General features: G+C 67.4%; 24 protein-coding genes. 17 read left to right on the forward strand and 7 right to left on the reverse strand.

Features of this window, described 5'->3' with window-relative positions; translation table 11 throughout:
- Positions 1-228: 228 nt before the first annotated feature.
- The 4 genes from SJY26_RS10700 to SJY26_RS10715 are packed head-to-tail and all read right to left on the reverse strand — an operon-like array spanning position 229 to position 3,614.
- Positions 229-822, reverse strand: a complete 594-nt coding sequence (locus SJY26_RS10700; RefSeq protein ID WP_396593022.1) for a class I SAM-dependent methyltransferase — start codon at positions 820-822, stop codon at positions 229-231.
- Positions 819-1,523, reverse strand: coding sequence for a PIG-L deacetylase family protein (locus SJY26_RS10705; RefSeq protein ID WP_396593023.1), 705 nt, complete (start codon positions 1,521-1,523; stop codon positions 819-821). Before SJY26_RS10705 ends, SJY26_RS10700 begins: the two co-directional genes overlap by 4 nt.
- Complete coding sequence (locus SJY26_RS10710; RefSeq protein ID WP_396593024.1) at positions 1,520-2,611, reverse strand: acyl-CoA dehydrogenase family protein; 1,092 nt, start codon at positions 2,609-2,611, stop codon at positions 1,520-1,522. The genes SJY26_RS10705 and SJY26_RS10710 overlap by 4 nt, the downstream gene beginning before the upstream one ends.
- Positions 2,601-3,614 (reverse strand): glycosyltransferase, encoded by a 1,014-nt coding sequence (locus SJY26_RS10715; protein WP_396593025.1) that lies wholly within the window; start codon positions 3,612-3,614, stop codon positions 2,601-2,603. The genes SJY26_RS10710 and SJY26_RS10715 overlap by 11 nt, the downstream gene beginning before the upstream one ends.
- Positions 3,615-4,015: 401 nt before the next feature.
- Here SJY26_RS10715 and SJY26_RS10720 point away from each other — a divergent pair, with 401 nt between their 5' ends.
- Positions 4,016-4,477 (forward strand): mobile mystery protein A, encoded by a 462-nt coding sequence (locus SJY26_RS10720; RefSeq protein WP_396593026.1) that lies wholly within the window; start codon positions 4,016-4,018, stop codon positions 4,475-4,477.
- The gene (locus tag SJY26_RS10725; protein ID WP_396593027.1) at positions 4,474-5,067 is read left to right on the forward strand and encodes a mobile mystery protein B; all 594 of its coding nucleotides are present in this window, start codon (positions 4,474-4,476) and stop codon (positions 5,065-5,067) included. Before SJY26_RS10720 ends, SJY26_RS10725 begins: the two co-directional genes overlap by 4 nt.
- Here the strand turns inward: SJY26_RS10725 and SJY26_RS10730 are convergent.
- Both SJY26_RS10730 and SJY26_RS10735 read right to left on the reverse strand, forming a co-directional pair.
- Positions 5,062-5,799 carry a hypothetical protein gene (locus SJY26_RS10730; protein ID WP_396593028.1) on the reverse strand — a complete coding sequence of 246 codons (738 nt, stop codon included), beginning with the start codon at positions 5,797-5,799 and terminating at the stop codon, positions 5,062-5,064. The genes SJY26_RS10725 and SJY26_RS10730 overlap by 6 nt on opposite strands.
- 86 nt (positions 5,800-5,885) lie before the next feature.
- The gene (locus SJY26_RS10735; RefSeq protein WP_396593029.1) at positions 5,886-6,650 is read right to left on the reverse strand and encodes a phosphatase PAP2 family protein; all 765 of its coding nucleotides are present in this window, start codon (positions 6,648-6,650) and stop codon (positions 5,886-5,888) included.
- 143 nt (positions 6,651-6,793) lie between these two features.
- Between SJY26_RS10735 and SJY26_RS10740 the strand changes: the two genes are divergently transcribed.
- Complete coding sequence (locus SJY26_RS10740) at positions 6,794-7,471, forward strand: response regulator (RefSeq protein WP_396593030.1); 678 nt, start codon at positions 6,794-6,796, stop codon at positions 7,469-7,471.
- Positions 7,468-8,868, forward strand: a complete 1,401-nt coding sequence (locus tag SJY26_RS10745; RefSeq protein WP_396593031.1) for a sensor histidine kinase — start codon at positions 7,468-7,470, stop codon at positions 8,866-8,868. The genes SJY26_RS10740 and SJY26_RS10745 overlap by 4 nt, the downstream gene beginning before the upstream one ends.
- Before the next feature lie 68 nt (positions 8,869-8,936).
- Here SJY26_RS10745 and SJY26_RS10750 read toward each other — a convergent pair whose 3' ends face one another.
- On the reverse strand, positions 8,937-9,521 hold the full coding sequence (locus SJY26_RS10750; protein WP_396593032.1) for a polysaccharide biosynthesis/export family protein: 585 nt from the start codon (positions 9,519-9,521) through the stop codon (positions 8,937-8,939).
- Between the two features lie 240 nt (positions 9,522-9,761).
- Between SJY26_RS10750 and SJY26_RS10755 the strand changes: the two genes are divergently transcribed.
- The 13 genes from SJY26_RS10755 to SJY26_RS10815 all read left to right on the forward strand — a co-directional run bounded on the left by SJY26_RS10755 (position 9,762) and on the right by SJY26_RS10815 (position 24,963).
- Positions 9,762-10,844, forward strand: coding sequence for a transglutaminase-like cysteine peptidase (locus SJY26_RS10755; protein WP_396593033.1), 1,083 nt, complete (start codon positions 9,762-9,764; stop codon positions 10,842-10,844).
- 47 nt (positions 10,845-10,891) lie between these two features.
- Positions 10,892-11,482, forward strand: a complete 591-nt coding sequence (locus SJY26_RS10760; protein ID WP_396593034.1) for a hypothetical protein — start codon at positions 10,892-10,894, stop codon at positions 11,480-11,482.
- A 160-nt stretch (positions 11,483-11,642) separates the two neighbouring features.
- Positions 11,643-12,125 carry a hypothetical protein gene (locus SJY26_RS10765; RefSeq protein ID WP_396593035.1) on the forward strand — a complete coding sequence of 161 codons (483 nt, stop codon included), beginning with the start codon at positions 11,643-11,645 and terminating at the stop codon, positions 12,123-12,125.
- Positions 12,126-12,187: 62 nt separating this feature from the next.
- Complete coding sequence (locus SJY26_RS10770) at positions 12,188-13,498, forward strand: outer membrane beta-barrel protein (protein ID WP_396593036.1); 1,311 nt, start codon at positions 12,188-12,190, stop codon at positions 13,496-13,498.
- Between the two features lie 36 nt (positions 13,499-13,534).
- Positions 13,535-15,796: a GumC family protein gene (locus SJY26_RS10775; protein WP_396593037.1), complete on the forward strand. Its 2,262-nt coding sequence runs from the start codon at positions 13,535-13,537 to the stop codon at positions 15,794-15,796.
- Positions 15,797-15,878: 82 nt separating this feature from the next.
- Positions 15,879-17,171 carry an O-antigen ligase family protein gene (locus SJY26_RS10780; protein ID WP_396593038.1) on the forward strand — a complete coding sequence of 431 codons (1,293 nt, stop codon included), beginning with the start codon at positions 15,879-15,881 and terminating at the stop codon, positions 17,169-17,171.
- 103 nt (positions 17,172-17,274) lie between these two features.
- Positions 17,275-18,396 (forward strand): cell wall hydrolase, encoded by a 1,122-nt coding sequence (locus SJY26_RS10785; RefSeq protein ID WP_396593039.1) that lies wholly within the window; start codon positions 17,275-17,277, stop codon positions 18,394-18,396.
- Positions 18,397-18,523: 127 nt separating this feature from the next.
- Positions 18,524-19,597, forward strand: coding sequence for a GDP-mannose 4,6-dehydratase (gene gmd / locus SJY26_RS10790; protein WP_396593040.1), 1,074 nt, complete (start codon positions 18,524-18,526; stop codon positions 19,595-19,597).
- Entirely contained in the window at positions 19,587-20,573 is a 987-nt protein-coding gene (locus SJY26_RS10795) for a GDP-L-fucose synthase family protein (RefSeq protein WP_396593041.1), read from the forward strand. The genes gmd and SJY26_RS10795 overlap by 11 nt, the downstream gene beginning before the upstream one ends.
- Positions 20,570-21,880, forward strand: a complete 1,311-nt coding sequence (locus tag SJY26_RS10800; protein ID WP_396593042.1) for a WcaI family glycosyltransferase — start codon at positions 20,570-20,572, stop codon at positions 21,878-21,880. Before SJY26_RS10795 ends, SJY26_RS10800 begins: the two co-directional genes overlap by 4 nt.
- Positions 21,877-23,130 (forward strand): glycosyltransferase, encoded by a 1,254-nt coding sequence (locus tag SJY26_RS10805; protein WP_396593043.1) that lies wholly within the window; start codon positions 21,877-21,879, stop codon positions 23,128-23,130. Before SJY26_RS10800 ends, SJY26_RS10805 begins: the two co-directional genes overlap by 4 nt.
- Complete coding sequence (locus SJY26_RS10810) at positions 23,127-23,951, forward strand: sulfotransferase family protein (RefSeq protein WP_396593044.1); 825 nt, start codon at positions 23,127-23,129, stop codon at positions 23,949-23,951. The genes SJY26_RS10805 and SJY26_RS10810 overlap by 4 nt, the downstream gene beginning before the upstream one ends.
- Complete coding sequence (locus SJY26_RS10815) at positions 23,941-24,963, forward strand: acyltransferase (RefSeq protein ID WP_396593045.1); 1,023 nt, start codon at positions 23,941-23,943, stop codon at positions 24,961-24,963. Before SJY26_RS10810 ends, SJY26_RS10815 begins: the two co-directional genes overlap by 11 nt.
- The last annotated feature ends 5 nt before the right edge of the window (positions 24,964-24,968 follow it).

The raw sequence follows: 24,968 nt of genomic DNA on the forward strand, positions 1-24,968 counted from the left end.
TCCTCAACCACTGCGAACCAATGCCGCCGCCGGTCTTGCGTTCCGACGGCGCTGCGACGCCAGTCTGCCGACCGATGTCCGAAACCGGCCCGGCCCGGGTCGGGACGGAGGCGAGCCGACCGCGCGGCGATAGCCCCCCCGCCCACCGTCTGAACGGTGCGCCGGGCGGGATCCTGAAAGCCGGCGCGAGCGCCGGACCATCCTCGAACTCCGAAGGCCGGGGAGGACCTATCGGCTGCTTTCGCCCGACCGGGCCTTTTCCAGAGCGGTCACCTCGAACCGGCGATGACGCCGGGACCAGACAGGGTGGAGACGCCGGCCCAGCCGGGTCCTGGCCCTGGCCTGGGCCAGGGCGGGCGGCTGGGCGGCGTCGTCAAAGGCGACGATGTGATGGAGCAGGACGATGCGGCCGCCGGGCGCGAGGATCGACATGAGCTGATCCAGCAGGAGGGCCATGTCGGTTTCAGGCAGATAGTAGAGGATCTCGGACGCGACGATGAGGTCGAAGGGACCGCGTGGCGTGTCTTCAGGCAGGCGGGCGGTGGCGAAGGTGAGACCGGGCACCTGCACACGCGTCCGCGCCGCCGCGATCACCGTCGGGGAAGCGTCCACGGCCAGGAGGGACAGGCATCGCCGGATCAGATGGCGGCTGGTCTCGCCGTTGGCGCAGGCCAGTTCGAGTCCGCGACCGTACGGGCGGGTCCCGCAGGCCCGCAGGAGTTCGCGGCGCTTGAACGCCTCGAACGGGGACGAAGCGTAGTTCCAGGGATCCGTATTCTCGCGGAACAGGGCTTCGAAGCCGGCGGGATCAATCGGCTTCATGACCGGGGCCGCCAGTAGATCTCGAATGGGCGGCACAGCCTGTCGATCGTCTCCGGCTTCAGCCGGAACCCGGCCGGGTCATCATGGATCAGGTCGCTGGTCTGGCTGACGTGCGCGGCGACGGCGAGGCGTTTGGCGTCGACGGCCGGGGTGATGTCGAAGACGATCCGCTCGGCCTCATCCTTCCCCGGATGATCGGCGGGCGCGCCGATCTCGTCGAGCCAGACGGCGTATTCGAGGGTCAGTACCTGCCGCTCCGTCCGGGACAGGGCGTCGTGGGTCAGCCGCCAGGCGTCGCGGTGGTCGCAATGGGGGTCGCGACGCCAGGGCATGAGGACGAGATCGGGTTTGAACCCGGCCATCAGCCGGGTGAGGGTGTCGACAGCGCCTAGGTCGAGAGGGGACCCCGCAGGCGGCATGTCGGCGTCCGCGAGGTCCAGAAAGTGCGCGTCGCGCGCCGGGACCCCGAGGCATTCGAGGGCGGCCAGGGCTTCCTCCCGGCGCCGTGCCGCCAGCCGCCACCGCGGCCAGTGCCGCGAGCCGGTGTGGGAGGCTCCGCCATCCGTGACGAAGACGACCTTCACCGTGCGTCCGTCGCCGCGGAGCATGGCGATCACCCCGCCGCAGCCGAGGGATTCGTCGTCCGGATGAGGGGCGACGACCAGAATGCGGCTGGCCGGGAGGGCGAGTGGATCTGTCAATGCGGGCAGGACGCAGGCCCCGGGACCTGGCCCGGCGACCAGCGCGCGTCGGCCACGGCCGCGCCGAAGGCCGCCAGGGCCCCGTCGGGATTGGGTTGGCGTAGATAGGTTCTGAGATCGCGAATGCGACGTTCCAGGCCATGGGGTGCGACCAGGCCTGCGGCTCCCAAGCCGCGTTCCGCCAGTTCCAGCACGCGCATCGCCGTGGCCTCGACCACGCCACGCGCCGCATTGACCGTGGCCATCGCCTCGTCGGAGGCGGCGGACCCACGGCCGGCAACGGACCAGCTCGCCGCGCAGCGGTCGAGCCACAGATAGGCCGTCTCTACGGCGCTCGCCATCTCGCCGAGCCGGTGCGCCTGGTAGGGGTCGGCGTTTCGGCCCGTCCGATTGAGATGTTCGACGGCAAGGTCGAGCACGGCGTGGGCACCCCCGGTCTGGACGGCCAGGAAGCGCATGGCCCCGGCCGAAAACCAAGGCTGGGCGACATAGTCGCCGGCCCGTCCCAACCGCCACTCTGGCTGCAGCTCCAGACCTGTGAAATCGACCACATGACTGCCTGAGGCCCTCATGCCGAGCGGCTTCCACCAGCTTCGATCGACCTGCAGGGTTGCAAGTGGAACCACGAACATTTCCCGGCCCGCGGGCGCGTCGGTGGTGACGATGGCCCCGGAGAGGCCATCGATGCCGGTCGCGAAGGCCTTGGCACCTGTGAAGCGGTTGTTCTCAAGCCGAAGCGGCCGGTCCGGCTGGTCGGTGTTCCAGACCCCGAGGAGGCGGCCGGCGTCCGCTTCGGCCTGAAAGTGCCTGACCTGCTCCCCAGTTCCGAAACGCCGGATCAGGAACAGGGCGTTGTAGTGACCTTCCAGGATGCGGCCGACGCTGAGGTCCCCGCGTCCGACCGCGGCCAGAATGCGGAGCAGGCTCGCCCCGTCGCCGTCATCGAGCGGCGGACGGGCTGTCGCACCAAGGTCGCGCAGGGCGTCGAAGGCCGCAACGGGAAAGGCGCCGGTCTGGTCGCAGGCCTGCGCCCCGGTGGCGGCGGCGCGGGCCAGGGCGGTGCATTCCGGCACCGGTTCACCAGACATCCTGGGCCACCCTCCGGGCAATCAGGTCCTCGAGCTCAACGATGGCGTCGAGCACAGGCACAACGCCCGGTGCGTCGGGGTCATCGGCCGCCCACCGCTCGATCAGGGCGGCGGCATGGGGACCGTCCCTGTCCCGAAACGCGCGGCGGCAGAGGGCGCGGGCGACCACCGCCGCCGGTTCCTCGACGCGGTGCGGCCGGCCCTGGGCCTCGGCGTCGATCCAGGTCTTGAGGCAGTCGGCCATTCCGCCGGGCGCCCGCCCGTTGAGCCGGGCCGAGACCCCGACCCGGACCGTTTCGGGATGGACCAGGCGAAAGCCGGCGGCGCGAAGACGGCTCACCAGGGCCAGATCTTCCCGGAAGGGAAGGGCGGGAAGGCCGCCGACCGCCGCCAGAGCGTCGGCGGTGACCGCCAGGCTCGCGCCGGTGTGGTCGCGGTGGCGGGGCCAGGGATCGTGGGGGAGGGGGTCGATCGCGGCGGTGAGCTGGTCGCACAGGGCGGTGTATCGGTGCTGGTCGCGGGCGCGTCTTCGGAAACCGGGGCCAAGGGCGGCCTCCTCTGCGGGATCGCCGATGATCCGGCCGCCCACGACATCGGCGCCGCCCGCGATGGCGGCGAGATTGCTTGCGATCCAGTCCGGGTCCGGTCGGGCGTCGGCATCGGTCGTCAGCACGACGCCCCGCGCGTCGGAGCCGAAGCCCTGCAGCGCCAGCCCCATGGCCAGCCGGCGGGCAGAGCCGACATGGGCGTCGCGAGGGGGGTAGATCCGTTCGCAAACCCGGATGTCCAGCCGTGGATGCGCTTTCGCGGATCGGCGGATCACATCCGCGGACTGATCGGTCGTGTTGTTGAGAACGATATGAACGGGCAGGCGGACGCGGGAGCCGCCCAGCCACGACTGGCCGGCGAGGCTCGCCAAAAGGTCGGGGAGACGCTCAGCCTCGTCCCGTGCCGGGATGGCAACGGCCGGGGTCAGGGTTCGTGAGGAGGCGCTGTGTGGCAAGCCGGTCTCCGGGTCTGGCGCATAGGAACGCCGTGATGTCGGAAAGGTTGTCCGTGCCGTCAGGACGGCGCCGGGTGCTGTTGGTCGCTCAACCGGGCTCACCGCTGCGCGTCAATGTTGAACAGGCGTTCCTGATCCGTTCGACAGAGATTTGACGCCTATGCAGGACAAGCCCGTATCCTCAGGACACAGGCTCGTCCTGCTCTAGCGAAATGTTGAGCGCATTCATTCGCTCTGGTGGCTGTGTCCACGGGCTGGACCTGCTGCGTGGCCCGCCGATGTGACCGATTATAATCGATCAAATGGTTCCGGTCTGAGGGCCTATAATAGAGCGATAGCTTGACGCATGATCGGCTGCAGACGATCAGTGATCGACTTTGTGATAGGCTGTGATAACTCAGATGTCTCCAGACGCCCTGGCTCGCAAACACCTGGACAGGAGATTGAAGCCCCTGCAGTCGAAAGATGCGTTCGCACGACCCCCGCGCGGTTGGGTGCGCGCCATTCGCGATGCGCTCAATATGACATCGCGCCAACTCGCCGCGCGTATTGGGGTCTCGCAATCGAGTGTCGCCGCGCTGGAGAAAAGCGAGATCGGTGGAACCGTCTCGCTCGCCACCTTGAAACAGGCGGCCAAAGCGCTCGATTGCCACATCGTCTATGCGCTTGTGCCCAACACATCGCTTGAAGGGACCATGCGCCGACGCGCGCACCTGATTGCTGACAAGCAACTGGCGCGTGGCAATCATACGATGCGCCTGGAAAACCAGGCGCTCGTGGCCGACGATCTCGCCAGTGAACGCGAACGCCTGATCGATGACCTGGTGCGCACCAACTCGCGTCGACTGTGGGATGAGCCATGAGCGACCCGCTCTTCGATGCGGATGATAATGCGAACACTTCCATCACGCCGGAAGAGCGCGAGGGGCTGATCCCGACCTACATCACGACACGCCGCGAGTTGAACGAAGCCGAGCAGATCAACATCAACGATGGAGATCGCTGGGCCTTTGCGCGCAGAAGCCGTGATGTCCTCGATGAGAAGTTTCTCCAGCGCCTCCACAAGGAAATGCTGGGCCGGGTCTGGCGATGGGCCGGCAGGTATCGCACGACCGACCGCAACATCGGCGTTGATCGCCGGCAGATCGAGCCGGAACTGCGCGGCCTTCTCAACGATGTTCGCTTCTGGATCGAGCACAAGACGTATTCGCCTGACGAAATCACGGTGCGGTTTCATCACCGGCTTGTATCCATCCATCCGTTCCCGAATGGCAACGGCCGCCATGCCCGCCTCGCTGCCGATCTCTTGTCGCTCCAGCTGGGCATTGCGCTTTTCACGTGGGGCAGCGCCAATCTGGTCGAGGAAGCCGAAACGCGCCGCCGGTATGTGGAGGCTCTTCGTGCCGCCGATGCTCATGAGATCGAACCTCTCCTCGCATTCGCGCGGTCATAAAAAGGGGTTTGCGTCGATCGGGCGGTGACAGTCACCGTGTTCGGATCCGATTGCGGAGCCTCCTCGACAGGGTCGATCTCCAGGCCATCTGAAGGGGTCCTGGAGACGCAAGTCGGATCGTTCGGTCACCGGTACAGCCGAGGCTCCCGGGCCCTGCGGTGGTGGATTCAGGGGCGCGGAGGCCCGGCACCCAGGATCCTGGCCGATCCTGAGGGTCCCCGTCGCAGGGGGGATCCCGGCCCCGATGGGACCTGACGCCTTTCGCGGACCGCAGCCTGGGTCACAGGCCGCACCGGGGGGCCGGGGACGGTGGCCGACCAGGATGGCGCCGCCGATCAGGATCAGAACCAGGTTGGTCGTCACCAGGCCCGGATCCCGGTGCAGGATGTACCAGGCCGTCATGACGACGGCATTGGCCGAGAGCGTGACGGTGGCCGCCACGGCCGCGATCCGCCCGCGCCATTCGCGCAGAAGGGGGGCAGCGACCGCCGCCGCCAGCATCAGCTCGATCCAGCCGACGGTCCGGACGACCGCCGGGGTCGTGTCGGCGGGCCAGATCATCAGCAGGGACAGCAGATCGAACGGCTCGGTCATCTTGGCCCAGGCCGTCCCGAAGACGAACATCGCGAGGCCGCAGTGCAGCGTCGCCAGGATGATCCCGCTGTGTCGCCCGAACGCGGCGGGCCGCGACGGGGTCTGCCGGACGCCTCGCCGCGTGTCCCCCGGGGTCATGAGGAGGCTCCCACCCGTTCCGGAGCGACCCCAGTGCCGTTCGCGCGGCGGGCTCAACGGATCCGGAGCGAGGTCGTCGGCAAGGCTCAAGGCCGGAGCCCCCCGCCCTGAGGCGAGGCGAACGGTCGCCAAGCCCGAGCCGCGCCCGGGGTGAGGATGAGGCGGGACAGGACCATGAAGACGAGCGCGCAGAGCAGCCAGGCGAGCACGACGTCGGACAGGTAGTGGCCTCCGAAGGCGATACGGTTGACCGAGAGGGCGAAGGCGTAGACGGCCGCAAGGGCCGTGGTGGCGGTCCGGATCCGCCGGGGGGCGATCAGTGCCGCCGCCACCAGCCAGGCGGCCGAAGAGGCCTCGCCGCTGACGAAGGAGCAGTTGCGATCGCACCAGTCGCTGATCACCCAGACCTTCTGGAACGGGGCCTCGCCGCCGAACAGGTCCGTCGCGACCGGTCGCGGCCGGCCCCAGTGGGCCTTGAGCAGGCCGTTCACCAGAAGGCCGGGCCCCATCGCAAGGCCGGACAACAGCCAGATCCAGCGGCGCGCGCCCGGCCCGGAGAGGCGCCCGGCCAGGGCATGGCGCGCAATCCGGACGAGCGCCAGAATGAGCACGCCGGCCATGACCCAGGTCGAGCTGGACCGCAGCGTGCGGAGCGCCGGATTATCCGCCAGCACGAACCCGTCGGCGGCGTCATGGAACCCCCGGCTGACGGACACGTCGATCCCGGGAAAGACGTAGAAGGCGAGACTGCACGCCACCACGGCCAGCACCAGGACCGCGAGTGGTGCAGCGGGAGAGGCGGTCGCGGACCGGGATTGGCCGGAAACAACGGAGGGTATCTGAGCGGTCATGGTCGCGACCGCTAAGCTTCGTGGCTTGCACGAGGCTTGCGGGCCGCGAGGGACCGGCCTGTCCAGGATGCGGGGCGGCGACCCGTGGCCTGACGCCGGGAATTCGGATTGACCAACCCTGGCGGGCGCGTGGACAAGACGGGATGCGCATTCTTCTGGCAGAGGACGACCGCCCGCTCGCCGGTGCCCTCGCGCGCCGCCTTGCGGAGGCGGGGCATGCCGTGGACGTCTTCCCCTCGGTCGCGGACGCCGGGGCGGCCTGGGCCCTGGCCGTCCATGACCTGGCCATCATCGATGTGATGCTGGAGGACGGCGACGGGCGTGCCCTGGTCAGGGCCATGCGGGCCGCGGGGCTGACGACGCCGACCCTCATGCTGACCGCGCGTGACGAAATCGGGGACCGCGTGGCGGGCCTCGACGCCGGGGCCGATGACTATCTGGTCAAGCCCTTCGCGACCGATGAGCTGCTGGCGCGGCTGCGGGCGCTCGGCCGGCGCACTGGCGATCCGGCCGCGCCCGAGTTCCGCATCGGCAACCTGACCTATACGCCCCGGACCACGACCCTGACCGTCGGAGATCAGCCGGTGGTGCTGACGGCCCAGGAGCACGCCGCCCTCGACCGGCTGTTGCGCGCCGGGGACCGGATTACGCCCAAGCGCAGCATGGGCGAACACCTCTACGCCTTCCACCACGATTGGTCGGACAATGCGGTCGAGACCCTGATCCACCGGCTGCGCAAGAAGCTCTCCGGCGCGGGCGCGACCGTTGAACTGAAGGCGCTGCGTGGTCTCGGCTATTTGCTGGTCGAGGTCCCGGGATGAGCCGGCCCTACCGCCTCGACGTCAGGCTGGCGGTCGTCGTCACCGCCATGTCCGCCCTGACCCTGGTCGCGGCCGGGATGGTGCTGAGGATGGAGTTCACCGGCGGTCAGTTCGCGATCGAGGAACGCGGCCTGTCCTCCCAGGTGGAGGACTGGGCCTCCCTGGTCCGACGCGAGGCCGACGGCTCGGTCGTCTTCGAACGCCCTGCGGAGACGACCGGGGATCTGGACCCGCCCTACACCGGTCTGCTGACGGGCGCGCGACCCGTCTATGGCTATGCGGTCGTCGACGCGGGCGGTCGCGTCCTGGATCGGTCGGCGGCCCAGGCCCCGGCCGGTCGGCCCGGCCCCAGGACCTCGACGCCGGTGCTGTCGAGCGGGACCGGGCTGGACGGTTCAGGACCCCTGCTGATCGGCGAGGTCTATGTGCCCGAGGCCGGCGCCTGGCTGCGGGTGGCCCGTGCGCGGTCGGATGTGGAGGCCCTGGCAAACACCTTCTTCGCCCAGCTCCTGGAGGAGATGGGCTGGGCCGCCCTGATCCTGCTTCTGGCGATCGTGGTGACGGCCGTGGCGGTCGTCCGGGCCAGTTTGCTCGGGCTCCGACGGGTGGCGGTCCAGGCCGGGCAGATCACCTTCGAGACCCTGGGACGCGAACGCCTCGACGGCAACTCCGCACCGGCCGAGGTCCAGCCGCTCATCACGGCCGTCAATACCGCCCTGGACGGCATCGAGGCGGGGGCGAGCGCCCAGCGCGACTTCTCCATCCATGCCGCCCACGAGTTGCGGACGCCCCTGGCCGATCTTCGGCTCCGGCTGGAGGGCCTGCCGTCGGGAGAGGACCGGACGGCGGCCATGCGCGATGTCGAGGCGATGGCGCGCCTGTTCGAGCAACTCCTGCATATCGCCCGCCTCGACGGGGGCACTGCGTTCGACCTTCAGCCCCTCGATCTGGCGGAGACGGTCGCCGAGGTGTTGCGCGAAGCGGCTCCAGCCCTGGTGGCGCAAGGGCGGCCGGTCGAGGCGGAGGGTCTGGAGACCCCCGTCCCCGTCCTGGCGGACCCGACCCTGATCGCCCTCGTTTTGCGGAACCTGCTCGAGAACGTCCGCAAACACACCCCGGTCGGGACGCGGGTCACGGTCCGCGTCGCCGAAGACGGGACTCTGGTCTTTCACGACACAGGGCCGGGGCTGCCGGCGGGGTTTCATCGCACGGGCTTCGCCCGCTTCGCCCGGGGCCATGACGATGTCCGCTCCGGCAGCGGCCTCGGCCTGTCGATCTGCGAGACCGCCATGCGGCGCATGGGCGGAACCCTCCGCCTGGATCCGTCGGCGTCCGGCTGTCTGTTCGTGATGACCTTCCAGACGGTGGGTGGTCCGCCGGCCGTGCCTCACGCCTGATAGAAGCTGGAGCTAGATTCACGCTTTCGGTGGCCCCACGAAGGAGGTCGACCTCCGGCGATCAGGCTCTAGAAGAAGCGCTCGCCGATCCGGATCGTATCGCCGGGGGCCACCTGGGTGGCGGTGGTCAGCGGGAACGCCAGTTCGCCCTCGCCGTCAGCCCGCTTGATATAGACCCGGCGCGTGTCGGCCCGGTAGGTGAAGCCTTCGGCCGTGGCGACCGCGTTCAGGACGGTGAGGTTGTTGGTATAGGGATACTCACCGGGCTTGTTGACCTCGCCGAGGATGTAGAAGGGCCGGTAGTTCAGCACCTCGGCATTGACGCGGGGCTCGTTGATATAGCCCTGGCGCAGGGCCGTGGCGATCAACTCCTGCAGCTCGGAGATGGTCAGGCCCTGGGCCTGGACCTCGCCGATCAGCGGCAGGGAGATCTTGCCCGATCCTCCGACCAGGAACTCACCCGTGAGCGCTTCCTCGCCAAAGACGTTCACGCGCACCTTGTCTGCGGGTCCCAGGCGATATTCGGGGACGATCCGCACCGCGCCGGCGAGGTCGGCCGTCGCCGGGTCGATCGAGAGGGGGGCCTGGGCGCAGCCGGTCACGGCGACGGCGAACATCAGGCTCATGAAAAGGGCCCGGAACCAGTTCGTCATGTGCGTCGTCTCCTTGACCGATCTCTTGGCCGGTCTTGTAGCGGAATGTCCGGCCGGGAATCCAGCGATTGTGCAGCGATGGCGTCAATCTGTATCCCCGCTTGCCTTGCTACGGTTATAACAAACGAGAATTAACCTTACCACTGGATCAAGGTTGATTAGAAACAACACGAAAACCCTGTCTATAGAGCCGATATTACGAACTCGCGATCAAGATGACCTCAAGTCCAGAGGTCCATCATGTCTGCAGATCGATCCATTCACAGCAAGGCCGGGGCAGTGGCAGGTCTGTGCGTGGCCTTGGCCATCGCCGGCCAGGCCGTCGCGGCACCGGCATCGTCTGATGCCCGCCCGCATTCTGCCGGTCCGCCGTCTTCGGTCGCACCCGTCATGCCGCTGGGCGAGGTCGCCCTGCCGCCTCTGGGCTTTCTGGATCTGTGCGAGCGTTCGCCGTCAGAATGTCTTGATGGACAGACCCGGGCTCCGGATATCGCGGCCCTGCGCGCAGAGGCCAATCGCAGATTCTGGGCCGATACCTTTGCCCGGCGGGCCGGTGGGCCGGCCGCCCTGGGCGCGGATGCGGGCTCCCGGGCACCGGCGTCCCGGTCAACGGCTGCGTTCGACTGGTCCCGCGTGTTTCGCCCCGCCGGCCAGGCCGCGTCCGGCTTCGCCTCCGCTGCCACCCCGGCCGGCCCCGTCCATGCCCGACCGGCACCGCGCCTGGTCGTGAACTCCTTTGATGCTGCGCAGACGGTCTCCGCGGTTTCGGCCGAAGAGGCCGGAAGCACGGCGGTCGATCTGACGGCCGGAGCCCTGATTGAGGGCGAGGCCCAGGCGGCCGGCGATGCGACGCCAGCGCGCGCCGTCTCACCGTCCGTGTTTGCGGCACGGGACCGCAAACACGCTGCTGTCTCCGCACGGAGGGTCTTTACTCTCGATGAGGCCGGCTGGAGCCTGGTCAACCAGGTCAACCGCCGCGCCAACCGCTCGATCCGCCAGATCGCGGACCAGCGTCAGTATGGCGTGGAAGACTATTGGGCCACGCCGGTCGGCTCCCGGGGACGGGGCGATTGCGAGGACTATGTCCTGGCCAAGCGGCGCGCCCTGATTTCGGCCGGTGTCCCGGCAGAGGCGCTCTCGATCGCGATCGTCGAAACCCGCTGGGGCGAATCGCATGCCGTCCTGCTGGTCGCCTCCGACCAGGGGGAATATGTGCTGGACAATCTGACCCCCTGGGTCTCGCGCTGGGACCGGGTCAACTACGTCTGGCACGAGCGCCAGCTGCCCGGCCGTCCGTTTGACTGGGTGCGCGCGGCTCTCTAGGCAGGCTGCGCGCCAGACCCGGCGAGCGCTGAGCGGATTTCGCTTCCATGACGGCCGTCCAGACCTATCGCGTGCGACTGGCCGGTGCGGCCCTGCTGGCCGCGGTCGGCCTCGTCGCCGCCGTGGCCGTGGCTCTCCCGCTGAGCCTGCCGACCGATCATGCCGGTCCCGTGCCTCTGGCTGCCGTCAGTGAGGCGAGGGCGCTCCAGGCCGCCAGCGCCACGCCGCCGCGTCTGGAGGAGTCGGCGGCCTGGTCGCGTCGGACCCTGGCTGTCCGGCCGGGCGACGCCACGGCCTGGGCCCGGCTGGCCTGGGTTGCCGCAGAGCAGGGCAACAATGCCGACATGGTTGAAGCCCTCGACAGAAGCTTTGCCGTAGCGCCCTTTGGTCCCGAGATTACTGGTTGGCGTCTTCGCTTTATTTATGAACGCTGGTCACTCATGACGCCGGATCTTCGCCGGCAGGCGCTGGCGGAGCTGGCGGTCACGGTCCGGACGCGTCCCCGGGTCGCCAGGGCAGCCCTCGCGGAAATCGCCGATCCTGCGGGACGTCTGGCGTTTCTGATGGTTCAGGCGCAGGTACGGCTCGAGGAGCAACGCAAACGCGAAGCGCTGCAGGCCAGTTCGCCCGTTGCGTGAACAGGAATGCGCCCTTGGTTCGGGAGCGCTAGATGCCGCAGTCACCGCCAAAGCACACTTTGGATCGGAATGACGCTGCGGGCCGCTTGGGCGAACGTCGGGTTGTTTCCTTTCGCAGTTGCGTAGTATATCGTTTCAACACTTTTGAAAGGTTACCCCCATGCTGAAAGCCAAGTTCGTTGCCGCCGCATGCCGCGCGGTCCTCACTCTCGGCGCCGTGGCCGTTGTCGCTGCGCCCCCGGTTGTCGCCGGTGCTGCGGTGCAGCAGGATGCAGTCAGCCAGCTGGCCACCGAGATCCAGGCTGCGATCGTGTCGGCCCAGGCCGCGTCTGCCGGCCTGCCGGCGGATGATGCCGCCGCTGCGATCGAGGCCGCTGTTCAGGCCGTGATCGCTGCCAGCGGTCTGGCCCCGGCCCAGGTTTCGCAGGCCCTGACCAGCGCCCGCGCGACGCTCGCGGCCAATGGCCAGCTTTCGCCGGCCGCCAGCTCGGCGGTGACCAGTGTGCAGTCCATCGTGAATGCGGCGACGGGCCCGAGCGGCGCGCCTGCTGCCGGTGGCGGCCAGGGTGGAGCGCCGATCGGCGCGCCCGCATCGGCCGGTGGCGGCGGTGGCGGCGGTTCGGACTACCGTCCCGCGACCTGATCCTTTCGGATCGTAGATAACTGATTAGCGATCGCCGCCGGACTCCGGCGGGTGGGGGACCTATGCCGAGATTGACGACCCGACTGACATGCGCCCTCCTGCTGACCGCGGCTGTACCGGCGCAACAGGCCCTCGCGCAGACCGCGCGGGGGTCTCTGGCCAGTGCAGCGGGCCAGACCGGCGATCTCTTCGCTCGCGACCGGGTCGTTGCCGTTCGCGATCGGCCCCGGCCTGACTATGAGGCCCTCGGGGTGCCGTTCGGCACCTTCATGGCGTATCCGCGCGTGCAGCTGGACGCCGAGTACAACGACAACATCTTCGCGGTGGCGACCGGGGCCGATGACGACTGGATCGTCCGGATCAAGCCCGAGGTGAGCCTCGAATCGGGCTGGTCGCGGCATTCGCTCGGGGCCTATGCCCGGGGCACGATCAGCCGCTACCAGGACTTCGACGGCGAAAACTCCGAGGACTACGGCGTTGGGGCGGCCGGCCGGCTGGACATCACCCGGGCGGCGAACCTCGCGGCCGGGGCCGACTATGCCAGCCTGACCGAGCCCCGGACCTCGTCCAACGCGCCGGCCTCGACGGTCGAGCCGATTTCCTACAGCCTGGCGTCCGGGTATCTGGCCGGGTCACGTGTAAGCGGACGGGTGAAGCTCTCGGGGCGTGGCGATATCCGCACCTACGACTATGAGGACGGGGTAACCCTTACTGGCGTCGAAATCGATCAGGATAACCGGGATCGGACGGTGACCAGCCTCAGCGGCCGTGGTGATTACGCGATCAGCCCTGCGACAGCACTTTTTGTCCAGGCGACGGCCAACAGCCGTGACTATGATACAGCGACCTCGCTTCTGCTGCCGGCCCGCGATTCGGACGGCTATGAAATCCTTGCCGGGGCGAATTTCGAGATCGGGGCTTTGAGCCGTGGCGAAATCGCTGTCGGCTACATCAATCAGGAGTTCGACGAAGCCGTCTACAGCAAGATCGACGGTTTCGGTGCCCGCGCCCAGGTTGAGTGGTTCCCGACGCAACTGACCACGGTCACGGCAACGGGCTCGCGCACGATTGAGGACTCGGGTATTGCCGGCTCTGGTGGCTATCTGTCCTCGGCGGTCGGTCTCGCAGTCGATCATGAGTTGATGCGCAATGTCCTGCTCAATGCGGGCGTGACGTTCTCGCGCGATCAATACGAGGGTCTGGATCGGGAGGACGAGCGTCTTCAGGCGTCCGTGGGCGGCACCTATTTGATGAACCGCACGCTTGGCATCAGTCTTGCAGCGAGCCGCTTTGAACAAACCTCGGACGGAGTGGCCGGTGGGGTCGACTTCGAGGTCAATCGCCTGACGCTGTCGCTGGTCGCGCAGTTCTAGGCGGGAGACCGTCCCTTCGAGTAGCATGAGCCTTTGATGAACAAGCTGACCGATATCCGTGCCGCCCAGGGCCAGTTTCCGGCCCCGATCGGTGGGGAAGGCGAACCGGGCCAGGGTCAGAGCATCGATCTCAACCGACTGATCGCCACATTCCGGCGCAGGCTACCGCTGTTCCTCGGCGTGGCCCTCATCGTGATCGTGGCGGTGATCATCTTCACGATCCAGTCCACGCCCCTCTATACGGCCACCTCAAGCCTGATGATCAACACCCGTGAGAGCACGGTCGTGGACGCCACGGCAGTGCTTTCGGGCCTGTCTGGCGACACCGGTGTGGTCGATACCGAGATCGAAATCCTGAAGTCTCGCCAGCTTGCCGAGCGGGTGGTCGATACGCTGAACCTCGAAGACGACCCCGAGTTCAATCCTGCCCTGTCGCCCCCCGGTCTCGTGGCCTCTGTCGTGGGCGGCATCGCCCAGTTGTTTGGGGCTGCAGCTCCGGATGCAGCACGCGCGCAGCTTTCGGCCGTCGAGGCCCAGAAGGAAAAGGAGCGGGTGGTCGACAATGTGCTCAGCCGCCTGTCCGTGCGGCGTGCCGGCCTGACCTATGTGATGAACGTCGGCTTCACCTCCGACAATCCGGCCAAGGCCGCGCGGATCGCCAACACTTTCGCCGAGCGCTATCTGCTCGAGCAGCTCGAGAGCAAGTTCGACGCGACGCGCCAAGCTAACACCTGGCTGAACACCCGGCTGGGTGAGCTCCGTACGGAGGTCCAGCAGGCCGAGGCTGCGGTCGAACAGTATCGTACGGCCAACAATCTTCTCAGCGCCTCCGGGGCGACCCTGACCGAGCAGGAGATCTCCACCTATAACCAGCAGCTGGCCACCGTTCGCGCCAGCCAGGCTGAGGCCGAGGCGCGTCTGCGGACCGCCCGGTCGCAACTGGCCGCCGGATCCAACGGCGAGGATGTCGGCGAAGCGCTCGGCTCTCAAGTGGTGCAGCAGCTCCGTGCCCGCCGTGCGGAAGTCTCGGGCCGGGTCGCGGACCTGACCAGCCGCTATGGCCCCCGTCACCCGGACATGCTGCGGGCCGAGCGTGAGCTGGCCGATATCGACGGCCAGATTCAGGCCGAGATCCGCCGCATCATTTCCAATCTGGAAGCCCAGGTGCAGGTCGCCCGCGAACGCACGGGGTCCATGGCTGGAAGTCTTGGCAGCGCACGGGGCACACTGGCCGCGAACAACGCCGCCGGGGTCCGCCTGAACGAGCTTCAGCGCAACGCTGAGTCCGTGCGGACGCTCTATCAAAGCTTCCTCGACCGCTTCAAGGAAACTACGGCCTCTGAGGGTATCGAGGATTCCGACGCCCGTATCGTTTCGCCAGCGGCCATTCCGACTTCGGCCAGTTCGCCGAACGTGTCTCTGAATCTGGCGCTCGGTATCGTTCTCGGACTCGGTGCCGGCATGGCCGCGGTCGTGCTCGCCTCGATGCTGGACACCGGTCTCGTGACCGGCGAGGACATCGAACGCCATTTCGGCCTGCCCCATCTGGGCTCGGTGCCCCTGCTGGCCTCCGTCGCAGAGCCCGAAGACCGTGAGGATCTGCCCGCCGACTATGTGGTCAAGAAGCCGCTCTCCAGCTTCGCCGAGTCCGTTCGGGCCCTGCGTGCCTCCATTCTGTATTCGCGCATCGGCCATGCCGTTCAGGTGATCACCCTGACCTCGGCCCTGCCGGGTGAGGGCAAGACCACCTCCGCCCTCTGCCTTGCCCGGGTCGCGGCCCAGGGCGGAATGCGGGTGATCCTCGTCGACTGCGATCTTCGTCGTCGCAACGTTAACCGCCTGCTGGGCGTCGAGCCCAAGGTTGGTCTGGTGGAGGTGCTGAACCGTTCAGCGACCCTCGAAGACGCCATGATGCTCGATGAGATCTCGGGGGCCCAGATCCTGCCTCTGGCCGCAGACAGCTTCACGCCCAAGGATGTGTTTGCGACGCCGGCCATGGATCAGCTCTTGGCCTATCTTCGCGGCTCTTTTGATCTGGTGATCCTCGATACGGCCCCGGTCCTGGCCGTGTCCGACACGCGCCATCTCGCCGCGAAATCCGATGCGGTCGTCTTCCTCGCCCGCTGGAAGAAGACTCCGGAGAAGGCGATCGCTTCCTCGCTGCAACTGCTTGACCAGTCCGGCGCTCACGTCGCCGGCGTGGCCCTGACGCAGGTCGATATGAAGGCCCAGTCGCGCTATGGGTATGGCGACGCCGGCTACTATTACGCCGACTACAAGAAATACTACGCGGCCTGATCCGGTGACGAGCGAGGCGTCACCGGGCCGGCGGCGGCGCGGCTCGACCGGATTCGGTCCAGCCCGAAGCCCGGCGCCGAAGATGCCGTTGGTCTGGCGTCTGGGTCTGGCGCTGGTGCCGATTTTACTTTGTCTGGCCCATCTGACCTTTGGTGCCAACCAGCCGGCCGCCGCTACCTGGCTGACCGTGCTTCTGGCCCTGTCGCTCTGCATCGCCCTCGCCACACCTCTAAGACGAGGATTGTTCGACCTCTCGCCTGCGCTGGCTCCGGCCGCCCTGTTCGGTCTGGTCATCGCTGTCGCGCTGTGGAGCCTGACGCCCTGGGCTCCCGGTGGTGCCCACCCGCTCTGGGCCTGGTCCGGCCAGGAGACGGGCTCCCTGACGATCGATCGAGGCGCTACCGCGATCGAGATCATAAAACTTCTCGGGCTCGCCGCGGTCTTCCTCGTCGGGGCACTGCAGGGCATCCGGCGCGATCGGGCGACGGCGACGTTGGAGGGGATTGTCTGGGCTGGCGGGGCCTGGTCGGCAATCTCGTTGCTGATGTTCCTTGCGGGAACCCAGGTCGAGCAGGGCGGTCGTTCGACGGGCGGTCTGCTCAGCTCCAACAACGGTGCCACGGTCTTCGGCATTCTGACCGTGCTGGGCCTCGCGCTGTTTCTCAAAGGTTGGCGGCGGGCTTCCGGCCGCGGGGTCGTGGACCGCCTGACCTCCGTGGCCGCACCCGTCGCCTGTGTGGCCCTGTCGGCCGTCTGCCTGCTGCTGACCGCCTCGCGCATGGGCGTCGTCGCCACCCTCGTGTCGGTCGGCCTGCTACTCCTCTGGGAGCTGGTGGATACCCGCAAGGGCAGGGGGCCAGTCGCCATCGCCGGGGGATTGTTGCTGGCCTTGGGAGCCGTGCTTCAGGCGGGCGGAAACAGTCTGCTGTGGACCCGGGTAGGCGAGCTTGATCGCGACGTTGAGGTGCGCGCCGAGGTTTTTTCTGCCCACTGGGACGCTTTTCTGGCCTCGCCCCTGTTCGGCTATGGTCTCGGAACCTTTGATGGCATCAACAGCCAGATCATGACCAGCGAGACGGCAAACTCGCTCTGGATCATTCGCGCCACCCACAACGTCTACCTGCAATGGCTGGAGGAGGGCGGTCTGGTCGGAGCCCTGCCCATGTTCGCCCTGATTGGTTTCATCCTCTCGATTGCCCTGCTTCGAGGCGGGCCCGGCAAGGGGCGCACGCTTCAGCATGGCCTGTTGTGTGCCAATCTGGTCGTGCTGCTCCATGGCCTGACCGATTATGCCCTTCAGGTCCCGTCGATTGCCGCGTTCTGGGCCTTTCTGCTCGGCCTGCAATTTGCTTTCGGTCAGGGTCGGGGCGGATGAGTGTCGCCGCGTCCGGTTCTACCGGGCAGCGGTGGACGGAACATCCGTGCCGATCCGATGTTTTTGCGATACAAGCGGGCGCCCGGCGTCCTGAGGCCATCCAATGAGCGCAGGTGAAACCCCTCTTCCCGTCTCGGCCCTCGCCCTGCGCTGGGCGGCGGCGAAACGCGTGCTCAGACAGGTGGCGCATCGTTTCGCCTTCAGCCACTGGGCTCCCGTCGGCATGTCGGGGCTCGGCATCTTCGCCATCCTCGCCGGCTCCGGCGGGGCAGTGCTCCAGACGCGCCTGGCCGAGATTGCGGCTGCCCGGAACGGTGCAGCGGGGGCGGTCCAGACGCGCTCGCTGATTCAGGCCCCGCCGGCGGTGGACTTCACCCTGGCCCCCGAGGCGGTCCGGCCGATCTCCATGGAGGAGGCGCGCATCTGGAACGCCGGCCTGCCGTTCTCGCCCCTGCCAATCCTCGCGGCCCGGCCCTTCATCATGGCACCGGACCAGCTAGTGTCCTACTCGCGCGCGCTCGATTGCCTGACAGCGGCCGTCTATTATGAGGCCGCGTCAGAAACCGGTCCCGGCCAGGCGGCCGTGGCCCAGGTGGTGCTGAACCGGATGCGCCATCCGGCCTTCCCCAAGACGGTCTGTGGCGTGGTCTTCCAGGGCCAGGAACGCACCACCGGTTGCCAGTTCAGCTTCACCTGCGATGGGGCGATGGCGCGGATCCCGTCGATCGAAGGTTGGGCTCGGGCCCGCGCTGTGGCCAGTTCAGCCCTCAACGGCTTCGTCGCCGCCGACGTCGGCATGGCAACCCATTACCATACGGATTGGGTCGCTCCGTACTGGGCCGAGCGTCTGGTGAAGATGCGCCAGATCGGGACGCACATCTTCTACCGCTGGACCGGCGGCTGGGGCCTGCCGTCCGCCTTCACCGGTGGCCATGCGGGCGAGGAGCCGGTCATCCTCAAGATGGCGGCGATCGCAACGCCGGTTGAGGAACTGCCTCCGCCGGTGATCGAGATCGGGATCGAACCGCTGGATCTGGGGCCGGTCACACCGATCGTCATCCCCACGGTCGTCGCGCCTGTGACCGTCGCCCCGGCCCCGGAACCCGTCGCGCCCGTCACAGTCGCCGAGGCACCGCCCCCGCCCCCCGCCGTCATGGCCAACCCGCTTGCGCCGCCGTCCGCGGCAGAGCCGCGGCGCGGGCGGCGGATTGCGGCACCGAGGTGAGGGCGATGCTGTCGTCTCCGGACGACGGCGTTCAAGGAACATTTCGCACTGCACAATTCCCATCGCCACGGTTGCGGTGGCCCGCTAAAGTGCAGCACTGAGTTGATGACGCTATGTCGGGGGACGGATGTCTGAGGAAAAACGCAAGGTTGCGCTGATTACCGGCGTGACCGGCCAGGACGGTGCGTATCTGTCTGAACTGCTGCTCGAAAAAGGCTATATCGTGCACGGCGTGAAGCGACGGTCCTCGTCGTTCAATACGGGCCGAATCGAGCATCTGTATCAGGATCCACACGAAAAGGATCCGCGCTTCATCCTCCACTATGGCGATCTTACGGATTCGACCAACCTGATCCGGATCATCCAGGAGACCCAGCCGGACGAGATCTACAACCTCGCGGCCATGAGCCATGTGCAGGTCTCGTTCGAGATGCCGGAATACACGGCCAATGCTGACGGCATCGGCACCCTGCGCATCCTTGAGGCCATCCGCATCCTGGGCCTCGAGAAGAAGACGAAATTCTACCAAGCCTCGACGTCGGAACTCTACGGCATGGTTCAGGAGGTCCCGCAGTCGGAGACGACCCCCTTCTATCCGCGCAGCCCTTATGCCGTGGCCAAGATGTACGGCTTCTGGATCGTGGTGAACTACCGCGAAGCCTATGGCATGCATGCCTCGAACGGCATCCTGTTCAACCACGAGAGCCCGCTGCGGGGCGAGACGTTCGTTACGCGCAAGATCACGCGGGCGGTGGCGGCGATCAGGCATGGTTTCCAGGAGAAGCTCTACCTCGGCAATATTGATGCGAAGCGCGACTGGGGCCATGCGCGGGAGTATGTCCGCGGCATGTGGCTGATGCTGCAGCAGGACGAGCCGGACGACTATGTCCTGGCCACGGGCGAAACCACGGTGATTCGCGACTTCGTCACCCATGCCTTCCAGCAGATCGACGTCACCCTGCGCTGGGAGGGCGAGGGCGTGGACGAGAAGGGCATCTGCGCTGCCACAGGGCGCGTGTATGTCGAGATCGACCCCCGCTATTTCCGACCCACAGAGGTGGACTTGCTCATCGGAAATCCGGCCAAGGCGAAGGCCAGACTGGGCTGGACCCACGAAACGAAGTGGCAGGCGCTGTGCGAGGAGATGGTCGCCGCCGACCTGGTCGCCGTCGCCCGGGAGCAGCGCGGCAATGGCGAGTGAACCGACCCTCGCCCCGGTGATCTTCCCGCTCAAGGGCAAACGGGTCTGGGTCGCCGGCCATCGCGGCATGGTCGGCTCGGCCATCGTGCGCCGGCTGGCCACCGAGGACTGCGAGATCGTCACGGCCACCCGGTCCGAGCTGGATCTGAAGGATCCCGCCGCCGTCCGGCACTTCGTCGCCGACCGCAAGCCCGACGCCATCTTCATGGCGGCGGCCAAGGTCGGCGGCATCCTGGCCAATGACACGATGCCGGCCGACTTCCTGTACGACAACCTGATGATCGCGGCCAATGTCACCGAGGCCGCGTACCGGTCCGGCGTCGGCAAGATGCTGTTCCTCGGCTCCAGCTGCATCTATCCGAAACAGGCCCCCCAGCCGATCCCTGAGTCCGCCCTGCTGACCGGCCCGCTGGAGCCGACGAACGAATGGTATGCGGTCGCCAAGATCGCCGGCATCAAACTGGCCCAGGCTTATCGGAAACAGCACGGCTGCGACTTCATCAGCGCCATGCCGACCAATCTGTACGGCCCCGGCGACAATTTCGACCTGAACACCAGCCACGTCCTGCCGGCCCTGATCAGGAAGGCGCATGAGGCCAGGCTGGCCGGCGCCGACCACATCACCATCTGGGGCACGGGCACGCCGCGGCGCGAGTTCCTGCACGCCGACGACTGCGCCGACGCCTGTGTCTTCCTGATGCAGCGCTATTCGGACCACGAGCACGTCAACGTCGGCTCGGGCGAGGACATCCCCATCCTCGATCTGGCCCGCCTGGTCTGCGAGGTCGTGGGCTTCGGGGGCGAAATTGTTACCGACACCTCCAAACCCGATGGCACGCTGCGCAAGCTGATGAGCGGCGATCGCCTCCGCGCCCTGGGCTGGCAGTCCCGGATCGGCCTGAAGGACGGTATCGCCGATGCCTTCCAGGCCTTCCTCGCAGCGGAGTCGGCGCCGGCATCGGCTTCGGCATCATGAGCCGTCCCGGGCAGGCCCCGCGTTCCGCGGCCCCCGGGCCCGGCCGCTCGGTGCTGATCTACGGCATGAACTACCTGCCCGAGCTGGCGGGCATCGGTCCCTACACCGGCCAGATCGCCGAGTTCCTGGCCGAACAGGGCCATCAGGTTCTGGTGGTCACGACCCCGCCTCACTATCCGGGCTGGCGCGTCACCGGGGACCACGCCAACCGCTGGAGCCGCGAGGTCAACAACGGCGTCGAGGTCCTGCGCTGTCCGCTGGTGCTGCCCAAACGCGTCGGCGGCCTGTCCCGGCTGGTGCCCTCCCTGACCTTCGCCCTCAGCTCGGCCCCCGTGGTTCTGGCCCGCATCCTGGGGCGCCGGCCGCAGGTGGTGATGGTGGTCGAGCCCACCCTGATGGGCGCGCCCTTTGCCATTCTCGCCGCCCGGATGACCGGAGCGCGTCTGGTGCTGCACGTCCAGGATCTGGAGGTCGACGCGGCCATCGCCGTCGGCCACCTGGGCAAGGGCCCGGTCGGGGCCCTGGCCCGGGCCTTCGACCGCTGGGTCAAGCGGCGCTTCGACCGCGTCGTGACCATTTCCAACCGGATGGCCGAGCTGATCGCGGCCAAGGGCGTCGCGGCGGACCGGATCCGGGTCGTGCGCAACTGGGTCGACACCGACCGCATCCGCCCCCTGGCCGGCCCGTCGCCCTACCGGGCGGAACTGGCCCTGCCCGACGAGGCCTTCGTCTGTCTCTATTCGGGAAACCTCGGGGCCAAACAGGGGCTGGACCTGCTGGTCGAGGCGGCCGAACGTCTGGCCGACCGGCCCGACATCCGCTTCATCGTCGCCGGCGAGGGCCCCATGCGGCCCATGCTGGAGGCCGCCGCCGCCCGCCTGCCGTCCCTGAGCGTGCTGCCGTTCCAGCCGCTGGAGCGGCTGTCGGACTTTCTCGGTCTGGCCGACCTGCACCTGCTGCCGCAGCAGCGCGACGCGGCCGACCTGCTGCTGCCGTCCAAACTGGGCGGCATGCTGGCCTCGGGCCGCAGGCTGCTGGTGACCGCCGACCCGGGCACCGAGCTGCACAGCTTTCTGGGGGACAGCGCAATCGTGACCGCGCCCGGCGACGCCGATGCCATGGCGGGTGCCATCCGCGCCGCCGTCGGAGCCCCCGATCCCCGCCGCGACGCCCGCCTGGCCCTCGCGGCCGGCCTGTCGCGCACCACCCTGATCCGGCGGTTTGAGATGGCGCTGCTGGAGACCGTCGAGCCGGCGCTCGCCGCCGCCCCCGTCCCGCCGGCGGCGAAGGCGAAGGTGGCCGCGTGAGCGCCGCCCGGCCCCTGGCCGTGGTCCACGTTTCGCCGTCGCTGGATGTCAGCTATGGCGGCCCGGCGACGTCGGTGCCGTCCCTCGCCGCTGCCCTGCGCGACCAGGGCGTGGCGGGCGCGCTCGTCAGCGTGGACCCTCCGGCACCGGCGGCGGACAATGCCCTCATCACCGCCAAGGGTCTGTCGTGGCGCAGGGCCCGGCCGGCGCGGGTCAGGCTGGGCTACTACGCCGCCGATCTGGTGGAGCAACTGGATGCGGCGGTGGACGAGATCGACGCGCGCGTCATCCATTGTCACAGCTTCTGGGGCTATCCCGCGATCGTGGCCGCGTCGGTCGCCCGGCGGCGCGAGCTGGCGCTTGTGGTGTCGCCCCGTTCGGAGTTCTACCCCGGCTCCCTGCGCCGCAGCCGCTGGCTGAAGCGCGGTTTCATGGCGGCGGCGGGTCGGCGCATCCTGTCGGCCGCCGCCTTCGTCCACGCGACCGAACCCGGGGAGGGGGAGGGTGCCCGGGCTCTGGGCTATCAGGGGCGTGTCGTGCTGGCACCCAACGGTATCGACGCCTCGATCGGGGACCGTCTGATGGACCGGGCCGACGCCCTCCGGCACCTGAACCTGGACCCGCTGCCCGCCCGCAGGGCCCTGTTTCTGGCGCGGCTTCACCCCCGGAAGGGGCTGGAGACCCTGTTGCACGCCTGGGCCCTGACCGGTCTGGCGACGCGGGGGTGGCGGCTGATGATCGCCGGGGACGCGGCCGATCCCGCCTATGCCGAGCGCCTGCGCCGTCTGAGCGCGGATCTGGGGCTGGCGGAGGTCGTGGACTGGCTGGGCCATGTCGACGACGCGGCCCGCGGCGCCGCCCTGTCCCTTGCAGACCTGTTCGTCCTGCCCAGCCAGTTCGAGAATTTCGGCCTGTCCATCGCCGAGGCCCTGGCCTGCGGTGTGCCGGTCATCACCACCACGGCCACGCCCTGGCCCGCGCTGGAGACCGACGGGGCCGGCTGGCTGGTTCCACCCGCGGATGCGCCGGCCCTGGGGGCCGCGCTCGCCGCCGCCGCCGCCCGGGGTGCCGAAGGCCTGAAGGCCATGGCCCCCGCAGCCCGGGCCGCGGTCAGCCGGCTGGACTGGGCCGCAGCCGCCCGCCCGCTGGCCGAGGCGTATCGGGAGATCACCGCCGGTGCCACGATCACGGGAGGGCAGGCTGCGGCACCCCGTATGTCGCGGGTTCTGGCCACGGAGACAATGTCGTGACGGAACGCGTGCCCCTGCCGGACTTCCTGATCGTGGGGGCCATGAAGGCCGGCACCACGACGCTTTACCGCGACCTCAGCCTCCACCCCGACATCCATATGCCGGCGGAGAAGGAGCCGGAAACGCTCGTCGGCTTCGACGGAGACCTGGCCAGGATCCGGCGGGATTACGCTTCCCTGTTCCGTTTCGCCCCCGCCGGATCCGTTCGGGGGGAGGCGTCGACCGCCTACACCAAACGCCCGCTGTACGAAGGTGTCGCCGCCCGCGCGCGTGAGGTGTGCGGTCCGGCTCTGCGGATCATCTATCTGCGCCGGGACCCGGTGAAGCGGATCGTCAGCCACTACAAGCATGCCGTCGGCCTGGGCCAGACCGATCTTCCGTTCGACGCGGCGGTCCGCACCGATCCCCTCTACGTCTCCATTTCGCGCTATGACTGGCAGATCTCGCCGTGGATCGAGGCGTTCGGGGAAGACGCGGTGCTGCAACTTGAGTTCGAGACCTATGTGCGTGACCGTCAGGGTGTGACCAAACGCGCCTGTGCCCATCTGGGGGTCGATCCTGAGCGTCTGCCGTCGGTCGATGCGGATGCTGCCTTCAACGCGAGCGACTACAAGCCCGTGGCCCGGGCAGGTCTGGCCCGCGCAATCGTGGAGTCCCGTCTCTATCAGCGGCTGGCCAAGCCGTTGCTGCCCGAAGCCCTGCGCGAACGCGCCCGTCAGACCCTGCCAAAGGCCGAACCGGTCGAGGTGGTTGTAACGGATGAGACGCGACGGTTGCTCAATCAATCTCTGATCCAGCAAGATCAACTCGATGTCGCGTGATCCTGTAATTGACCAAATGCGTGTTATTGGCTTGGCGCTTGTTATTCTAGCGCACACCAATCCGCCTGCGTGGTTATTTCAAGTCCGCAATTTCGACGTCATACTTCTTGTAATTACTGCGGGTATGACTTTTCATATATCGGGCGGAGATAGCCGTGGTTATCCTGATTATCTCTGGACGCGATTTCTGCGGCTATTGATACCTGTGTGGATTTTTCTATCTGCTCTTTTTCTGGCCATGCTGCCTACGCCGTTCATTTCGCAGTTCTCGGCGAGCGACATTGTTGAATCGTACCTGATGGCCGGTGGCATTGGCTATGTATGGATAATGCGGGTCTTTTTCTTGATATCCGTTTTGGCTCCATTCGTAGCTTTCGTTTCAAAGAAGGTGAAGTCACATTATATATTCTTCAGTCTGATCGCAGTTGTACTGGCATCCATTACCGTTCTTTCTATCTTGTACGCCGACGGTCTGTCGGAAAATCACTCACTATTGAATGTGGTTCTCCAAACAGTCTGTTACGTGGCGGTCTTTAGCGTGGGCTATCGCGTAGTGTCTGTTGGTCGTCTTGGGGGGCTTGGCGGTAAGGTGTCGATCGTGGCCATGGCGTTCTTGGCGACAATCGCGGTTTCGTTGCTCTCGGTTGGCATTGAATTCCAGGACTACAAGTTTCCTCCCACTGGATACTTTGTCGTTTACGGGATCCTTGGCACGCTGGTGATCTGGCAGGCCCTCGCCGGTTTGAATCGGCACAGGCAGCCGGGGAGGGTGGACAACTTGCTCTCCCTCGTTGGTAGCTCAACCGTGTGGATTTATCTCTGGCATATCCCCGTGGTTCTCCTCCAGCGGGCTACAGATCTGTTTCCCAATTTTCTGGTCACATGGCTGGCCGCAATGGCGTTTGCGATGTTTGCTGCGTTCACCCAGAAGGCAGTTATCACCTGGCTCATCGAACGCATCCGCCCGAGGCAAGATATGAAACGCTTGATCCTCGGCATGTTCACTGGTTGAAGGGC

This window comes from Brevundimonas sp. R86498 (genome assembly GCF_044598075.1).
In the GTDB taxonomy this organism is placed as follows: domain Bacteria; phylum Pseudomonadota; class Alphaproteobacteria; order Caulobacterales; family Caulobacteraceae; genus Brevundimonas.

Coding starts and splice junctions, on each gene's coding strand:
- SJY26_RS10765 (WP_396593035.1), top strand. CDS start 11,643: ATGCTGAAAGCCAAGTTCGTTGCCGCCGCATGCCGCGCGGTCCTCACT.
- SJY26_RS10745 (WP_396593031.1), top strand. CDS start 7,468: ATGAGCCGGCCCTACCGCCTCGACGTCAGGCTGGCGGTCGTCGTCACC.
- SJY26_RS10740 (WP_396593030.1), top strand. CDS start 6,794: ATGCGCATTCTTCTGGCAGAGGACGACCGCCCGCTCGCCGGTGCCCTC.
- SJY26_RS10730 (WP_396593028.1), bottom strand. CDS start 5,799: ATGACCCCGGGGGACACGCGGCGAGGCGTCCGGCAGACCCCGTCGCGG.
- SJY26_RS10725 (WP_396593027.1), top strand. CDS start 4,474: ATGAGCGACCCGCTCTTCGATGCGGATGATAATGCGAACACTTCCATC.
- gmd (WP_396593040.1), top strand. CDS start 18,524: ATGTCTGAGGAAAAACGCAAGGTTGCGCTGATTACCGGCGTGACCGGC.
- SJY26_RS10750 (WP_396593032.1), bottom strand. CDS start 9,521: ATGACGAACTGGTTCCGGGCCCTTTTCATGAGCCTGATGTTCGCCGTC.
- SJY26_RS10800 (WP_396593042.1), top strand. CDS start 20,570: ATGAGCCGTCCCGGGCAGGCCCCGCGTTCCGCGGCCCCCGGGCCCGGC.
- SJY26_RS10755 (WP_396593033.1), top strand. CDS start 9,762: ATGTCTGCAGATCGATCCATTCACAGCAAGGCCGGGGCAGTGGCAGGT.
- SJY26_RS10780 (WP_396593038.1), top strand. CDS start 15,879: ATGCCGTTGGTCTGGCGTCTGGGTCTGGCGCTGGTGCCGATTTTACTT.
- SJY26_RS10760 (WP_396593034.1), top strand. CDS start 10,892: ATGACGGCCGTCCAGACCTATCGCGTGCGACTGGCCGGTGCGGCCCTG.
- SJY26_RS10815 (WP_396593045.1), top strand. CDS start 23,941: ATGTCGCGTGATCCTGTAATTGACCAAATGCGTGTTATTGGCTTGGCG.
- SJY26_RS10710 (WP_396593024.1), bottom strand. CDS start 2,611: ATGTCTGGTGAACCGGTGCCGGAATGCACCGCCCTGGCCCGCGCCGCC.
- SJY26_RS10795 (WP_396593041.1), top strand. CDS start 19,587: ATGGCGAGTGAACCGACCCTCGCCCCGGTGATCTTCCCGCTCAAGGGC.
- SJY26_RS10720 (WP_396593026.1), top strand. CDS start 4,016: ATGTCTCCAGACGCCCTGGCTCGCAAACACCTGGACAGGAGATTGAAG.
- SJY26_RS10775 (WP_396593037.1), top strand. CDS start 13,535: ATGAACAAGCTGACCGATATCCGTGCCGCCCAGGGCCAGTTTCCGGCC.
- SJY26_RS10700 (WP_396593022.1), bottom strand. CDS start 822: ATGAAGCCGATTGATCCCGCCGGCTTCGAAGCCCTGTTCCGCGAGAAT.
- SJY26_RS10735 (WP_396593029.1), bottom strand. CDS start 6,650: ATGACCGCTCAGATACCCTCCGTTGTTTCCGGCCAATCCCGGTCCGCG.
- SJY26_RS10785 (WP_396593039.1), top strand. CDS start 17,275: ATGAGCGCAGGTGAAACCCCTCTTCCCGTCTCGGCCCTCGCCCTGCGC.
- SJY26_RS10770 (WP_396593036.1), top strand. CDS start 12,188: ATGCCGAGATTGACGACCCGACTGACATGCGCCCTCCTGCTGACCGCG.